The sequence below is a fragment of the Cyanobacteria bacterium FACHB-DQ100 genome (genome assembly GCA_014695195.1).
In the GTDB taxonomy this organism is placed as follows: domain Bacteria; phylum Cyanobacteriota; class Cyanobacteriia; order Leptolyngbyales; family Leptolyngbyaceae; genus Leptolyngbya.
In genome coordinates this window covers 114,494-129,162 of the sequence record JACJNW010000023.1, presented here as the reverse complement: position 1 = coordinate 129,162, position 14,669 = coordinate 114,494, and the positions used below count along the sequence as shown (strand labels likewise).

The following is a 14,669-nucleotide window of genomic DNA, read 5'->3' as shown; positions in this document are numbered from 1 at the left end:
CAGAGGGTCTTGATAAGTTCCATTATCTCTGAGACGCGATGATCTAAACAGCGATCGAGCCTCTCACTTAGAATACTGAATAGTGTTTGAGGTAAGAGTGATGTTCTTATCCATTTTGACTGCTTACTTCTTTGGAATATTGCTAATAGCACTGATCATCTTCACGCATTGGTGTTTTCATCGAGCTTATATGTCCATTTACTTCCACCATATTGGCTATCTTAAATTGATTTTTAATTCTGCTAGAGAGGAGCTATTTTCTGTAGGTTTCTTTCTCTATTTATTTCTTTTGTGTTTTTGGGCTTTACCCTTCCTGTTAGAAATAGGTGTCTCTTTTCTCTTTATATTTTTAGTCGATACATATTTAAGAAGCTTGTCTGCTTTGGACATTTTTGTGATCATTTCTATTCCATCTTTAATGCTGTTGTTGAGCCGGTTGCCAGCTATAGGTAGAAAGATGTTTTACCTACAAGGCTCGATCGTGGTCGATGAAGATATTGAAGTGACCCCAGTATTTACTTGCTTTCTTGCAATTGGGCTAATGGCTGGCTTTCTAACAACTAAATATTTCTAGTTAGCATTGCTCAAAGCTCCGTTAACCGAGATGATTGAGAAGATTTTTAGCTCAGGTGAACAATGCGGGAACTGATTGCAGATGTGCTGGTCGTGGGAGGCGGAACCGGAGGGATAGCCGCAGCAATCCAAGCCGCGAGGCGGGGAGCCAAAACAATTTTAGTCAGCGAATTCTCCTGGCTCGGCGGAATGCTCACCAGTGCAGGTGTTACTGCTCCAGATGGCAACGAACTCGCAGCCTTTCAAACCGGAATTTGGGGCGCGTTTTTACGAGAACTAGAACAGCGTCAGCCTGGAGGACTCGATAATGCTTGGGTGAGTTTCTTCACGTATGAGCCGCACATCGGAGCCGAAATCTTTGCCGATTGGGTGAAAGCCTTGCCGAATTTACAGTGGATTCAAGGCGAAATTCCAGAGAAAGTTTTAAGAAAAGATAATTGCATCCTCGGAGTCGAATTCCAAACCGTCAAAGTCGAGGCAAAAATCACGATCGATGCCACCGAACTCGGTGATCTACTCGAACTCGGAGACATTCCCTATCGCTGGGGTTGGGAACTGCAATCCGAATTCAATGAACCCAGTGCCCCGATCGCACCCAACACACTCACTCAAACTTACCCAGCCCAAGCCCCAACTTGGGTCGTTGTGATGCGCGGCTTTGGCGCATCAAACGCGCCCGAAATCCCCAAACCTCTAAATTACGATCCAACCAAATTCGAGAAAGCTTGGACAAACTACGGAGCCGAAGCCTTTCTCAATTACGGACGCTTACCCGGCGATCGCTTCATGATCAATTGGCCCATCTCCGGCAACGATTACGGCGAAGGTTTGGAACGCTTGCTCAACCGAGAAACCTGCACCCAATTCCACCAGGAAGCCAAAGATCACTCTCTCAGCTTCGCCCACTTCATCCAATCCCAGCTCGGAAACCGCTACGGACTAGCAGAAGACACTTTCCCGACAGGCGCACTTGCACTTCATCCCTACTATCGAGAAAGTCGCCGACTCATTGGAATCACCACGCTACGTGAACAAGACTTACTGCCGCAAGAACGAGTCGCCCCCTTACCCTATCGAGTCGAAGCGATCGGCTGCGAATATGCCGAAAACTTCTGTCAATCGATCGCGATCGGCAACTACGCCAACGATCATCACTATCCAAGCGGCGACATTCCGCTCAAGCCAAAATCAATTCGCTGGGGGGGACGCTGGACAGGAACGCCCTTCACAATTCCCTACACCTGCCTCGTGCCACAAACGATCGACGGCTTTCTCACCTGTGAAAAAAATATCTCCGTCACTCACATGGCAAACGGCGCAACCCGATTACAGCCGGTCGTTTTAGGCATCGGACAAGCCGCAGGGATGGCAGCCGCACTCTGCATCGAGCAAAACTGTCAGCCGCGAGAGTTAAATGTGCGATCGCTCCAACTCGCCTTAATCAGTGACCCGACTGCCCCTGCTGCTATTTTCCCACTGTTCAACCTGTCACCCTCTCACCCCGAATGGCTGTACTGGCAACGCTACTATATCGACCACCCAGAAAGCTATCCCAATCACGGTGAATGCCCTGCAAACTCCAGAACGCTATCTCCCAGCGCAACGGCTCAACGCTTTTCAGGAAGATTCGATCGCAAAGCAATACAGGACTATGAATTGACTTTGAGCGATCGCCCCAATCAAAGTTGGGCACTTATCACTTTAGAAACAGAAATCAATACTCAACTCCAAAACATCCCATCCGGGCAAATACTGAATGGATTTGGCAAATTTAACCACTCAGGAAATTGGGTCTTAGTAGAAGCACTGAACTAGAAGTTCTTAGACAAACACTAACAGTTGTCAATCTAGTAAAGCTACTGAATTTTATTGGGTTGATTTGTTTCGTCCTGATCTAAAAGCTTCATAGATGTAAAGGGATATGTCACCCTAAGAATGTATCTCCTATGAATGCTCAAGTTCTGGTTGCGCTTTTTATCTCGCTTGTCGGAGTAATTACTGTCAGTCAGCACACTGAAAATAGCAATAATCCCACCTCTCAGTTTAATGTTGCTCAAGAGGTTCAGCCGTTTGTTGAGCATAGAGGGAGCGGACGAATTTATACTGACGCTGTGACAAACGAACTCTAATCTTTTCGTGCGGTAAGGGTTTCCGAAAAAAGGTTCTTCAGAACGCAGACAACCCTTCTAACGTTTGTTTCCCAATCAGAAATAACTTTCCATCCTAGAAACAAAGGCTATAGAATTCGACTGTTGAGTTTCGGCTGAAGTTGGGCAAGCTCAAGACAGCAAGTTGTCATCACACACATTAACGTAAACTTGGCTGCGGCTTCCTAACTATAAAGTTTTGCCTTACAGAAAGTCCGTGCGATTACGGATTGCAGTCTCTCACGGTAGACTAAACTTTACGACTGTTTTGACTGTGTTCCTGTTTCAGGGGTGGCGCTTGATATGACCAATGACCTCGATCTGATCAAATTGCTCAGCCCTAGCGCGATCGATCAGATCATGTTGTATCTTGCCTTTAGCGCTATGCGAACCGGCGGACACCGACATGGTGCATTTCTCGATGCCGCAGCCACGGCTGCCAAATGTGCGATTTATATGACGTATTTGGAGCAGGATGGCAATCTCCGGATGACGGGGCATTTGCACCATATTGAACCAAAACGAGTCAAAGCGATCGTCGAAGAAGTCCGGCAAGCCCTCAGTGAAGGCAAATTACTCAAAATGCTAGGGTCTCAAGAACCTCGGTACTTGATTCAGTTGCCCTACGTCTGGATGGAACACTATTCTTGGCTGCCTGGACGATCGCGGGTTCCGGGAACAAGTTTGACTTCGGACGAAAAGCGCCTGATCGAACGAAAACTGCCGCCTAATCTTCCAGATGCTCAATTGATCAATTCTTTCCAGTTTTTAGAGTTGATCGAATTTCTGCATACTCGCTCGCAAGAAGATCTGCTCCAAGAACAACGAATGCCCCTAAGTGAAGCGCTGGCAGAACATATTAAGCGACGGCTTTTGTACTCTGGCACAGTCACCCGCATCGACTCGCCTTGGGGAATGCCGTTTTATGCGCTCACTCGGTCTTCCTATTCTCCAGATGACCACGAAGAACGCGCCTACGTCATGATCGAGGACACAGCGCGGTTTTTCCGTTTGATGCAGGACTGGGCACAGCGTCAAGGGCGGGTGATGCGCGTGTTAGAAGAATTGGATATTCCAAGCGATCGGGTGGAAAGCGCGATCGCAGAACTTGACGAAATCATTCGTAACTGGGCGGATCGCTACCATGCAGAAGGCGGAGAGCCGTTTGTCGTGCAAATGGTGTTTGGTTCTGCTGAATTGTGATCAGCCCTCACATTACGCAATTTAAAGTTTTGCAACTGTCTGAAAGAGTGTAACAACACGCCAGAGTACACTAGGCATTGATTCTGAGAGTAAGCGGTTTATATCGCGAATTTCAGAACTAACAGATGATGCCAAGTCATAAGCACTAATCTGGAGCCTTCCATAATATGTCGCATACGGTCAAAATCTATGACACCTGTATTGGGTGTACGCAATGTGTTCGGGCTTGCCCGACCGATGTTCTAGAGATGGTTCCCTGGGATGGGTGTCGTGCGGGTCAAATCGCATCTTCGCCTCGTACCGAGGACTGTGTTGGTTGTAAGCGGTGCGAAACCGCTTGTCCGACCGACTTCCTCAGCATTCGGGTTTATCTCGGCGCTGAAACAACACGCAGTATGGGTCTGGCTTATTAAGGCAAAACTTCATACAGCAATCATTTTTCATTTATGTGGGTTCAAAGTTATGGGGGCAGTTCGCCCTCTTTTTTTTGCCCTAAATCCAGGCTGAGAAGTCCTGACTAAATTGTGCCAGAGACAACAGGTGAACGCGATCGCTCTTCTTCGCCTGTTGCCGCTCTGATGCGGTGTTGTAGCCCCAATCCGCTAGAAATAACTCAACTTGTGTAAGGGTTTCTTGTTTCTCGACAGCTTCTAACGTTTTCAATCGATCCTCAACGAACCAAATTGAAGCGGTTTCTCCATACGCTTGTCTCAGCTCGTTTAGCACTTGGGCTTTAGGACGCTTCGATTCTTTACCGTAGATTTGTTCAGGTTTGAGTTCAATTCCTTGCTTGTTCAGTAGTTGCTTGATAAATCGCCCTTCTTTGGTGCTGATAATTACGAAATCGGTTGAACTGCTCAGAATCGATCGCAACCGCTCCAGAACTCTTGGATAAAATTCGTGTTCTGCGAGCCAGCTTTCTAGATCTGTTGCGATTAATTGATCTCGAATCGTATCAACGATCGCGCCCACCTCTAAAGGCTTCAGATGATTGTCTACAACGATTTGAGCCACGATCGCAGTCCAATTCTGAAAAATCCCTGCTTCGGTGATTCCTGTAGCCAACGCTCGAATCACGAGCGGCATTTCCCAGCCTGTCTCAACCACGGGACGCAATCGGTAAAATGCAGGTGCGATCGTTGCGTCTGGAGGCGCTGTAACCTGCCAAATCTGCGCGTAAGCCTTCCAAGCAGTCTGAAAATACTCCTTCAGCCCATCGCAAATCACACCGTCAAAATCAAGCGCTAGAACGCGGGGAATCACAGACATTTTGTTAGAAGATGGCAACTTTTCCAAAGTAGCGCATTATTCGTCCGCGATCGCTTCAACTAATGGGCGCTTCGTGCTGGTCGTGACGATCGCGTTCATCGCATCCGGGCTAACAATGCCACCAGAAATAATCACCTTAAACGCATCTTCGATCGGCATCGACAAATTAATCACGTCCGTTTCAGGCACAACCGCATACCAGCCTGTTGTGGGATTCGGAGTCGTGGGAATGAACACGCTCAGCATGTCATGCTTAAAGTGCGATTGCACCTCAGCTCCGATTGCACCTGTGACAAATCCAAGTGACCAAACGCCCTGACGCGGATACTCCACCAACACCACGCGGCGAAACTTACCGCTTGAATCGCGCAGAATCGTCTCTAGAAGCTGCTTCAGCGTCTTGTAAATTGCCCCTGCAAGCGGAATCGCTTGTAGCACCTGTTCGCCCACATCGAGCAGCCAACGTCCGGCGATATTTCGCGCCATCAGCCCGATAAATAGAATGCTGAGCAACGGAACCGCTAAACCCACTCCAAAATTGAGCAGATTCACCAAAAATGGGTTCAAGCCGTCAAACGGGTTTAGCTGCTTAGGAACACGAGTGAGAAAATTAATGACCCAAGTCGCGATCGTATAACTCAACCAAATCGTCGTTGCTAAGGGAATGACAACGAGCAACCCGGCAATCAGATCGTTTTTGAGGTCTTGCTTAAGACGATGGATCACAGACACCCTACTCTCCTTCATCTGGGGCAATTTCTGCCATTAATATAATTTGGGAGCGGAGACAAAAGTTAGCACGCTCCCAAAGCACTGATTGTAGCCGCGCTACTCTATTTTTAAAGCCTGTAAAGAAATGTTGCAACTTTAGGAAGGTTTCTAAGCTGAATCTCCTTATTTAATCATTGATTCCCCTTCGACCATATCCGAATGGAATTAGTATATTATTTTACATTTTGAGATGCAACGTGAGCAGGCTCAGGAATTTTGGGGGCTTCGACTGACGAATTTTTGAGTTCCCACATCTTGAGCAAGATCAAATATTCATAAAATGCTTGTAAGGTACACCAAGTAAAACCGGGATAGCCATCGAGAATGCCACCCAGCAGAAAATACATATAGAAAAATCGAATTAACGGACGAAACGGCAGGCGTAATGAAAGATCTTTAAGGGCGCGTCGCCGCTCCACCTCTGAACGTCCGAAAATGAGCGATCGCCAATCAATCGAACCAGATTCCAGTTGATGCAGCGTTTCGATCGCCTCGTTCGTCGAATAGCGATTATGTTTATCAATCCAGCGACTAAAGCCCTTTCCAGAAGTGTAATGCGGGTAGGTTTCCTGCAAAAATCCAGTCGAGCCTTCGACCACCTCGCGTTCGGTATGTCCGTAATCCGTAAACCACACCTTCTCGCGCTGAAATAGGCGCAACTGATAACGTGGGTATTGGGTACTGCGGCGAATCCAGTGACCCATAAACATCACCCGCTCAGCGACATAATATCCTGCGTGTTCAGCCGTCGCGATCGTATCCAGACACTCTTGAAACAGTTCCGGAGTCATCCGCTCATCGGCTTCAAGAATGTAAACCCACTCGTATTTCACCGGAACCGATCGCAGCATCCAAGTGCGCTGTTTGCCGTGGCTCTCAAATCGATGTTGAACCGTTCTAATTGGATAAGACTGCGCGATCGCCATCGTGCGATCGTCGCTATAAGAATCAACCACCACCACATCATCTGATAACAGCGCCGATTCAATACAGGCAGCAATTTCGACTTCTTCGTTATGGGTCAGGATGAAGATGGAAAACATAAAACAAAAAGATGAAGAGGGTAAAAGGGACGAATATCAGGTTAGATTCCTTTTCTATTTCTCCCTTTTTTCACGCTTCATCTTTCATCGGGTTGAATTTAGCGCATCACAGGCTTGCGCTTGCCACCGAGAACTCCCATCTCTTTCAAGCCTGTCCAACCAATGAGAAAATAGCCCAACGACAGCAAGAGACTACTAATTCCAACTCGAACTCCGGTTTTCCAAAATTCGCCTCTAGCCTGACTCTCAGCTTGCTGGCGACGTTCGCGCAGTTGAGTTAGCTGCTGGTTACGAAATTCTTTAGCGCGATCGGCAACCGAACCCGGATTTGCTTTCAGCGCTTGCAGTTCTTTCTGAGCGCGTTGTGCTTGAGTTAATTGATCGCCTTTGAGTTGACCGCTTGCGATCGCAGCATCGATTTGTCTTAGCTGGTCATCCAACTGCTTCGCCTGATTCGGATCGCGCAGAGCTGCACTAATTTGGTCTTGTCGCTGCTGAACTTGGGCATTGAGCTGGGTTTCAGCATCTCTGGATTCTCGATCGATGCGCTCTAATGCTTGGTCTGAAACTTGACGGGTGTTATTCAAATGCAGCGGGAACGCGATCAGAAACGCCAGTCCCAGCAGAAGCGAGAGCAGAAGCGCCCAGAAGCGAAACGTCGTAAACGGTTTGGCGCGATCGCCTAAAGCGAGAGAACCCGCTTCAAGAAATGCGCTCAGTGAGAGGAAACCGAGTCCGACCATCGGGATGATACCGCGATCGACAAACTGCGTCACCACGCTGGCAAACCAGGCTTTGTCCGAAAAATTCGGGGGAATTAGAAGCGAAATATAGTCCACCAGCGCTGACAAAATCAAAATAATGCCAACAATTCGGAGGATGAAGGGGGCGGTAGGAAGAGAATTCGTTGCTTTCATCGGGCTTTACAGTTCTAACGGTTGTCTAGGGCATCTGTCTAGGGCATCGCAAATCACTCAAACCCTCTGGGCAATTGAGACCTCTGCGCCATTTTTCTAAGGAAGGTGCATAAAGTCGCCTTAGAAACTCAGTCATTTTACATGGGTTATCTCACGATTCAAGCGCAGGAATACCGAAGAAAGTTTGCGCGACAAGAGCGATGAGAATCTGAGAGTTGCACCGCAAGTAGAGGGTAACATTGCTGCGTCAAGAAATCACAAGCTTTGCTGACTTGAAACATTTAGGGTTTTGGCTTTATGGTGTCGATTAATCCATTCTGTTCCCACCTCCCCGATGGCTGAAGTTGCAGTAATCGCTCAAAAGCTAAATATTTATACGCTGCAAAGTGTGGCAGTCAGTAAAGGTAACGTGATTGTACCGATGTTAGATGGACAATTGCTGAAAGTTACGCCAGATGGAAAACAAGCCCCGATCGTCAATTTAGTGCAAGCTGAGTTAGGTGTCCCATTCGGAATTAGCGATCAAGACGAAAATTTGATTGTGACGGTTTCAGGCTATCTCCCTCAACATTATTTATTGCGGGTGCAACCTGATGGCAAAGTCGAAACGATCGCAGATTTGACGCGACGGAGCGGATTTTATGGTGCGCCCTTTGGGGTGATAGTGGATCAGGGTGATTACATTGTGACGTTGGCAACCGATGTGATTGATTCAGCGAGTGAATTGATTCGGGTCAGCCCAACCGGAGAAATTAGCCTGATCGCCAATTTGACTCCGTTTGGCAATCCGTTCGGTCTAGTGGTACAGGATCAATCGATCGTCGTGGCGCAATCTTACGGGCAGTTGGTACGAGTCGAAAAAGGCAAAGCAAGCACGATCGTGGATCTCAAAGCGCAAGGGTTTGGAATTCCTTTTGATGTCACGATTTGGCGCGGTCAATTAACTGCAACAACCAATTCTGGGCGAGTCGTCCAGGTCGATGCAAATGGAAAAGTGACAACGATCGCGGATTTAGCAAAAGCGAAATATCAAATTCCATCAGGGATTGCAACGCTGGGCGAAGATTTGATTGTGACGACAAACGGCGGATTTGTCTTGAGAATTTCCGCTTAGAGCAAACTGGAATGTGAGGCCGTCGCAGCCTGAATTCGTGCCTGTAGCTGTTACGAATCGGGACAAATTGGCAAGACTAGGGATACTGAAACCTCTGTCTCCCGTGACGCGAAGGAGTGCTGATCGCATGGAATACACCATTCCAGAACTAGAACCCATTAGCCGCCAATTCATGATGCTCGATCGACCAAAGAAAACGAAAATGCTCGTCGTCGATGACGAACCCGATAACCTCGATTTGCTCTACCGAACCTTTCGTCGCGAATTCAATGTTCTGAAAGCAGAAAGTGGCATTCATGCGCTGCAAGTCTTAGCGCAAGAGGGCGAGGTTGCGGTTATTATTTCCGACCAGCGGATGCCCGAAATGAAGGGAACAGAGTTTCTCAGCCGCACCGTGCCCGAATTCCCCGATACGATGCGGATTATTCTGACTGGGTTTACCGATGTTGAAGACTTAGTCGAGGCAATTAACTCTGGACAAGTTTACAAATACATCACAAAGCCTTGGGATCCAAACGAACTCAAAGCCGTCGTGCAACGAGCAGCCGAAACTTACGAATTGCTCAAACAGCGTACGGAAGAATTACGCCGATCGCAGTCGCAAACCGCTTTGTTGTCCACGATCGTTTCTGTTGCTCAGAGCCATAGCACCCCGGAAAGCGCGCTAGAGCCGATCGCGACTGCCTTTGGTGAAAACTTCGCTGCCGATCGCTGCACTGTCCAATTGGTTGAAAATGGTACTCTAACAATTGCGGGAACTTATGGCATGAGCAGCGATTTCGATCTCGTGCAATCGCAAGCGGTGAAAGACGCGATCGCAACTCAGCAAATGCAAATTGTCACGGAAACTAACGATGTCGCCTTCAGCGCCCATCTCGTTGTTCCAGTCACACTCCGAGGCGAAGTTCTCGCGGTGCTCTCCCTGCAATGGAAACAGCCGCAAAGTCTGCGAGAAGATGAGCTTTTGTTACTGCATCTCTCAGCCCAGCAAGTCGCTCTGGCGTTAACCTGTACCCGTTCGATCAAGAGTGCCGTTGCTGCCTAATCTAGCCCGATGAGCCGCTTCTCTAAAATTGCTCGTCCCAATTGAACCGCCCGAAACTTAGAATTTTAAACAGAACAATTTTAGAGAAGCACTCATCATAAATGAATTCTGATCATATTCAAGCGTTGTTCGATCGTATCGCTCCAGTCTACGACGAGCTTAACAACGGTCTGAGCTTTGGACAGCATCGCATCTGGAAGCGTATGACCGTGAAGTGGAGCGGTGCCAAGCCCGGAAATATTGCCCTTGATTTATGCTGTGGTAGCGGCGATATTGCCCAGATGTTAGCGGAAGTTGTTGGTAGAACTGGACAGGTGTACGGCGTTGATTTTTCTGCCGCTCAACTGGAAGTTGCCCGCGATCGTAGTGAACGTCGCTGCATTAAACCTCCCATTCACTGGGTCAAGTCCGATGTTCTAGATTTACCGTTTTCTGATAATCATTTTGATTGCGCGACGATGGGATACGGCTTGCGGAACGTCGTGGATATTCTTGGCAGCCTCAAAGAGATTCACCGAGTGCTAAAACCTGGAGCAAAAGCCGCAATTCTAGATATGCACCGTCCAGACAGCAATCTCGTGCGTGCGTTTCAGCAGTGGTATCTCGACGAAGTGGTGGTTCCGGCTGCTCAGCGCTTCGGCTTTACTGAGGAATACGCCTATATTTCACCCAGTCTCGACAAATTTCCGACAGGCAGAGAGCAGGTTGGCTTAGCAAATCAAGCGGGTTTTACCAGTGCTACCCATTATCCGATCGCGGGCGGTACGATGGGAGTATTGGTGATTACAAAATAAGGCGATCGCCTGTTTACCCCTCATTACTTCTTAGTCCCTGTGGATCTCTCGACGCTCTGGCTTTTTCTAGGCCCTCCTGTGGTTGGTGGAGTCATTGGCTACTTCACCAACGATATTGCGATTAAAATGCTGTTTCGCCCGTATCGAGCGCTTTACCTCGGCAAACAGCGACTTCCGTTTACGCCCGGACTCATTCCTCGCAATCAGGAGCGCTTAGCAAAGCGAATTTCTGACACAATTATGGGGTCATTATTGACTCCTGAAGAATTGCAGAATTTGGCGCGACGACTTTTACAGACGGAGCGAGTTCAGGCAGCAATTCTTTGGCTATTACAACTCGCGATCGAGCAAGTTCAGGAAAGCAAAGGGCAAAAAACAGCAAAGATTTTAGGCAATATTTTGAGAGACCTATTTGGTCAGTCTTTGCCGCGATTGCTGAAAGTTTTAGCGCGTCAAGAAGAATTTCTTGAAGACCAGTTAAATCATATTTTCGACCAAGTTATTCTGGAGTTTCAGCTTACCGAAGACCAAGCAGAAAAGCTCTCGGAATGGCTGATTCAAATGGTAATTCCGCCGGATGTTTTGCGTCAAACTTTGGTAGATTTTCTCACCGATCGTAATATCCAGGTGATCGATGAAGGCTTCCGAGAAAAAACAAGTGGTACTTATTGGGTTGTTGCAAATTTATTCGGCATTCGGAATACTCTCACTCGACTGAGAACATTTTGTTTAGATGAGAAAGAAGCCAGCAATTCTGTTTTGTCTGAGCTAATGTTTTCGCTCGGTGTGAAACAGCGCTTTAAAGAATGGCTGCAAAATATCTCACTCCAAAATCTACCTGTTTCTACCGTTAGGCAACTTCGTAAAACAATGCGAGATAGCACCCGACATTATTTGCAAGATCGAGGCTCGGAAGTCCTGCAAGGACTGAGTGAATCGGTCGATTGGGAGAATGTTGCGTCGGTAGTGTTAAACCGATTACAAAGTTCAGAAGCGGTCAATTCTTCTTTGGAGCTTGTGAGCGAAGAACTAGCGTTAATTCTGGAGCGTTATCTAGAAAAAGATTTAGAAAATATTGTTGCTCAAGCCATTCCAATTTTGAATATTGATCAAGTCATTGTTGATCGAGTCAAAGCAACTTCTCCAGCCGATTTAGAAGCCGCAATCAACGGGATTGTTCGGAGTGAATTGCAGGCGATCGTGAATCTTGGTGGAGTTTTGGGATTGCTGATCGGGGCGCTGCAATCCGCCTCACTCTTACTCCGCTAAGAGTCATCTAAATTCTCGTTTTCCTCGCTTTTCATCAGCTGATCAATGTCGAGCTTACGGAGAGATTGCTGTCGATTTCTACGAGATTCGCGCCGGTATTTTTTCAGTTCTAAGCGCGGCTCATATTCTGTCCCTTTGCCCGTTGTTTTGAGCTTTAGAACCTCATCGGGATCAGATTGCTGATTCAATTGAGTTTCATATACGATCGCGTCTTCCAGAAAATTCAAGTAATGCTCATACCGCTCCCACTCTCCTCGCACAGTACAGCCAGGCTCGTCTCGATGTAAGCAATTACTAAACTGACAGCTTCCCTCTGCTAGTCTTCGACGCGCTTCTGGAAAATACTGCACTAATTCTTGGGGCAAACAGCACAAATCTGGCTGATTAAATCCTGGGGTATCTGCAAGTAATCCGCCTGTTGGAAGCTCAAATAACTCAACGTGGCGCGTCGTATGCCGCCCTTTTTCTAACTTTCCAGAAACCGCACTCACCCGCAAATCAATATTAGGAATAATCTGGTTGATTAAGCTAGATTTGCCAACACCAGAAGGACCAGAGGCAACGGTAATTTTCTGGTTTAAACGTTGCTTTAACTCAATTAAGCCAAGTTGTTGATGAACACTGATAAAAATCGGCTGATAGCCCCATTCGCCTAGTCGAGCTTTCCAGCATTCCTGCTCGTCGATCGACACTAAATCACTCTTACTTAACGCCAAGCAAACCGCTACTCCAGTTGACTCGGCTTTAACTAAAAATCGACTCAGTTGATAAGGCTCGATCGTCGGAGAGGCAAGCGCAAATACAAGCAAAATTTGATCGACGTTGGCGATCGGCGGACGATCCAATTCTGAGCGCCTCGGAAACACCTGCGAGATTGCGCCGCGCTCTCCGTTCCAGTCTGGCTCCTCAATGAGAACGCGATCGCCCACCATGACACGCTGCCCGATCTTCTTTAGCCGGGTTCGTCGAGTACAAAGCAACATTAATTTGGGTAGCGTCTCCTCCTGAAGTCGCACCTGATAGAAATTCGCTTGCACTGCTAAAACCGTACCTGTGATTTGGCGCGGCTGATCACCTTCCAAAATCTTGCTGAAGTCTTCAAAACTCATAAGATCTCAACGGAAGATTAACGACGAATTTTGACAGCAAAAAAGCTCGATCGATCCTCGATACTCTCAATCTTGTAGCCTTCCATCGTCAGGCTGTCTGGTACCTGCTCGATCGGTTCTCCCGGGTCGAGCCAAACTTCCAACAGCGAACCCGGAGTCATCTGCTCTAGCCGTAGCTTGGTGCGAACGAAATTGATCGGGCAAGGTGTCCCGCGTAAATCCATCTGCACATCTGAGGTTTCTGCTGCTTGACTCATCCGCCAAAAATCTTCCCGATAAAGCCTTCAACACCGCCTTTTCCGACGCGATCGCCCCTAATTTTTGCCAGTTTTTCCAGCAGCTCTCGCTCTTCTGGACTAATTCGCGTTGGAATATCCACCGATACTGTGATCAAATGATCCCCACGGCTCACCGGATTCCCAAGTTTCGGTACGCCCTTGTTCTCTAGCGTCAAAACCGTTCCCGGCTGAGTCCCCACAGGAATCGTTAACTCCTCTTCACCATCAACCGTCTTGACTTCGATCCGAGAACCCAGAATTGCCTGTAGATAACTAATTTTGACATCCGACAGAACATTAATTCCATCACGACGAAAATCAGCGTCCTCGTTGATGAAGAGATAGACATACAAATCGCCCGCAGGCCCGCTGCGCTGCCCCGCATCACCCTCACCTGATACTCTCAATCGAGTGCCATTATCGACACCTGCCGGAATGGTGATTTTGAGCTTTTTCGTTTCCTGTCGCTGTCCATTGCCGCTACAAACTTCGCATTTCTCCTCGATCATCTGCCCAGTACCGTTACAGGTTGGACAAACGGAAACTTGAGTAAAACTGCCAAACGGAGTCCGAGTTGCACGACGAACCTGACCCGCACCCGAACAAGTTGAGCAAGTCTTAGGGCGAGTTCCTGGCTTCGCACCACTGCCACTACAGTTCGTACAAGTTTCCAGATGGCTGATCCGAATTTCCTTTTCACCGCCAAACACGGCTTCGCGAAAATCTAGCCTTAAATCTAGCCGCAGATCATCGCCTCGGACTGGGCCACCTCGCCGTCGGGTTTGACCCCCAGGTGCCCCACCCGCAAATCCACTAAAGAAGCTTTCAAAGATATCAGCAATGCCACCCATATCGCCGAAATCTTGGTAGCCCCCTGCACCGGCGGCAGAACCAATACCCGCTTCACCAAAGCGATCGTACCGCGCCCGCATCTCTGGATCAGAAATCACCTCATAGGCGCGGTTGATTTCTTTGAAGCGCTCTTCTGCACCAGGCTCTTTGTTAACATCCGGGTGATATTTTCGAGCGAGACGACGGAAGGCTTGCTTGACTTCTTCCTTGTCCGCATCACGGGAAACGCCAAGAATTTCGTAGTAATCACGAGCCATAGGGTAGAGATTCAGGGGGTAAGAGGGC

The 14,669-nt window shown here is 48.0% G+C and carries 16 protein-coding genes; 9 read left to right on the top strand and 7 right to left on the bottom strand.

The features are described 5' to 3' along the window. Positions 1 to 100: 100 nt before the first annotated feature. The 5 genes from H6F51_08740 (at position 101) to psaC (ending at position 4,336) form a co-directional block, all read left to right on the top strand. A complete protein-coding gene (locus tag H6F51_08740) occupies positions 101 to 574 on the top strand; it encodes a hypothetical protein (protein MBD1822582.1) in 474 nt (157 codons plus the stop codon). 62 nt (positions 575 to 636) lie between these two features. Continuing rightward, positions 637 to 2,388, top strand: coding sequence for an FAD-dependent oxidoreductase (locus tag H6F51_08735; GenBank protein ID MBD1822581.1), 1,752 nt, complete (start codon positions 637 to 639; stop codon positions 2,386 to 2,388). 131 nt (positions 2,389 to 2,519) lie between these two features. Further along, positions 2,520 to 2,702, top strand: a complete 183-nt coding sequence (locus tag H6F51_08730) for a hypothetical protein (protein MBD1822580.1) — start codon at positions 2,520 to 2,522, stop codon at positions 2,700 to 2,702. 321 nt (positions 2,703 to 3,023) lie between these two features. Next, entirely contained in the window at positions 3,024 to 3,923 is a 900-nt protein-coding gene (gene hetR / locus H6F51_08725; protein ID MBD1822579.1) for a heterocyst differentiation master regulator HetR, read from the top strand. Positions 3,924 to 4,090: 167 nt separating this feature from the next. After that, entirely contained in the window at positions 4,091 to 4,336 is a 246-nt protein-coding gene (gene psaC / locus H6F51_08720) for a photosystem I iron-sulfur center protein PsaC (protein ID MBD1822578.1), read from the top strand. 79 nt (positions 4,337 to 4,415) lie between these two features. On the opposite strand, the gene H6F51_08715 is transcribed toward psaC, so the two are convergent. The 4 genes from H6F51_08715 to H6F51_08700 form a co-directional block, all read right to left on the bottom strand. Next, entirely contained in the window at positions 4,416 to 5,192 is a 777-nt protein-coding gene (locus H6F51_08715; GenBank protein MBD1822577.1) for an HAD family hydrolase, read from the bottom strand. Between the two features lie 36 nt (positions 5,193 to 5,228). Beyond that, the gene (locus tag H6F51_08710) at positions 5,229 to 5,939 is read right to left on the bottom strand and encodes a DUF502 domain-containing protein (protein MBD1822576.1); all 711 of its coding nucleotides are present in this window, start codon (positions 5,937 to 5,939) and stop codon (positions 5,229 to 5,231) included. A 197-nt stretch (positions 5,940 to 6,136) separates the two neighbouring features. Beyond that, entirely contained in the window at positions 6,137 to 7,006 is an 870-nt protein-coding gene (locus H6F51_08705; protein ID MBD1822575.1) for a glycosyltransferase family 2 protein, read from the bottom strand. Positions 7,007 to 7,104: 98 nt separating this feature from the next. Beyond that, complete coding sequence (locus tag H6F51_08700; protein MBD1822574.1) at positions 7,105 to 7,863, bottom strand: hypothetical protein; 759 nt, start codon at positions 7,861 to 7,863, stop codon at positions 7,105 to 7,107. 394 nt (positions 7,864 to 8,257) lie between these two features. On the opposite strand from H6F51_08700, the gene H6F51_08695 reads away from it, so the two are divergent. From H6F51_08695 to H6F51_08680, 4 genes are all read left to right on the top strand, one after another. After that, entirely contained in the window at positions 8,258 to 9,037 is a 780-nt protein-coding gene (locus tag H6F51_08695) for a hypothetical protein (protein ID MBD1822573.1), read from the top strand. Between the two features lie 127 nt (positions 9,038 to 9,164). Next, entirely contained in the window at positions 9,165 to 10,082 is a 918-nt protein-coding gene (locus tag H6F51_08690; GenBank protein MBD1822572.1) for a response regulator, read from the top strand. A gap of 101 nt (positions 10,083 to 10,183) precedes the next feature. Further along, positions 10,184 to 10,876, top strand: coding sequence for a bifunctional demethylmenaquinone methyltransferase/2-methoxy-6-polyprenyl-1,4-benzoquinol methylase UbiE (ubiE, locus tag H6F51_08685; GenBank protein MBD1822571.1), 693 nt, complete (start codon positions 10,184 to 10,186; stop codon positions 10,874 to 10,876). A gap of 39 nt (positions 10,877 to 10,915) precedes the next feature. Then, positions 10,916 to 12,145 (top strand): DUF445 family protein, encoded by a 1,230-nt coding sequence (locus tag H6F51_08680; GenBank protein MBD1822570.1) that lies wholly within the window; start codon positions 10,916 to 10,918, stop codon positions 12,143 to 12,145. Here the strand turns inward: H6F51_08680 and rsgA are convergent. From rsgA to dnaJ, 3 genes are read right to left on the bottom strand one after another with little or no spacing between them, the layout of a single operon-like run. Beyond that, positions 12,142 to 13,254: a small ribosomal subunit biogenesis GTPase RsgA gene (rsgA, locus tag H6F51_08675; GenBank protein MBD1822569.1), complete on the bottom strand. Its 1,113-nt coding sequence runs from the start codon at positions 13,252 to 13,254 to the stop codon at positions 12,142 to 12,144. The genes H6F51_08680 and rsgA overlap by 4 nt on opposite strands. Positions 13,255 to 13,271: 17 nt before the next feature. Then, complete coding sequence (locus H6F51_08670; GenBank protein MBD1822568.1) at positions 13,272 to 13,511, bottom strand: sulfurtransferase TusA family protein; 240 nt, start codon at positions 13,509 to 13,511, stop codon at positions 13,272 to 13,274. Next, positions 13,508 to 14,641, bottom strand: a complete 1,134-nt coding sequence (gene dnaJ, locus H6F51_08665; GenBank protein ID MBD1822567.1) for a molecular chaperone DnaJ — start codon at positions 14,639 to 14,641, stop codon at positions 13,508 to 13,510. Before dnaJ ends, H6F51_08670 begins: the two co-directional genes overlap by 4 nt. Positions 14,642 to 14,669: the final 28 nt, after the last annotated feature.

Coding starts and splice junctions, on each gene's coding strand:
- H6F51_08740 (MBD1822582.1), top strand. CDS start 101: ATGTTCTTATCCATTTTGACTGCTTACTTCTTTGGAATATTGCTAATA.
- H6F51_08735 (MBD1822581.1), top strand. CDS start 637: ATGCGGGAACTGATTGCAGATGTGCTGGTCGTGGGAGGCGGAACCGGA.
- H6F51_08730 (MBD1822580.1), top strand. CDS start 2,520: ATGAATGCTCAAGTTCTGGTTGCGCTTTTTATCTCGCTTGTCGGAGTA.
- hetR (MBD1822579.1), top strand. CDS start 3,024: ATGACCAATGACCTCGATCTGATCAAATTGCTCAGCCCTAGCGCGATC.
- psaC (MBD1822578.1), top strand. CDS start 4,091: ATGTCGCATACGGTCAAAATCTATGACACCTGTATTGGGTGTACGCAA.
- H6F51_08715 (MBD1822577.1), bottom strand. CDS start 5,192: ATGTCTGTGATTCCCCGCGTTCTAGCGCTTGATTTTGACGGTGTGATT.
- H6F51_08710 (MBD1822576.1), bottom strand. CDS start 5,939: ATGAAGGAGAGTAGGGTGTCTGTGATCCATCGTCTTAAGCAAGACCTC.
- H6F51_08705 (MBD1822575.1), bottom strand. CDS start 7,006: ATGTTTTCCATCTTCATCCTGACCCATAACGAAGAAGTCGAAATTGCT.
- H6F51_08695 (MBD1822573.1), top strand. CDS start 8,258: ATGGCTGAAGTTGCAGTAATCGCTCAAAAGCTAAATATTTATACGCTG.
- H6F51_08690 (MBD1822572.1), top strand. CDS start 9,165: ATGGAATACACCATTCCAGAACTAGAACCCATTAGCCGCCAATTCATG.
- ubiE (MBD1822571.1), top strand. CDS start 10,184: ATGAATTCTGATCATATTCAAGCGTTGTTCGATCGTATCGCTCCAGTC.
- rsgA (MBD1822569.1), bottom strand. CDS start 13,254: ATGAGTTTTGAAGACTTCAGCAAGATTTTGGAAGGTGATCAGCCGCGC.
- H6F51_08670 (MBD1822568.1), bottom strand. CDS start 13,511: ATGAGTCAAGCAGCAGAAACCTCAGATGTGCAGATGGATTTACGCGGG.
- dnaJ (MBD1822567.1), bottom strand. CDS start 14,641: ATGGCTCGTGATTACTACGAAATTCTTGGCGTTTCCCGTGATGCGGAC.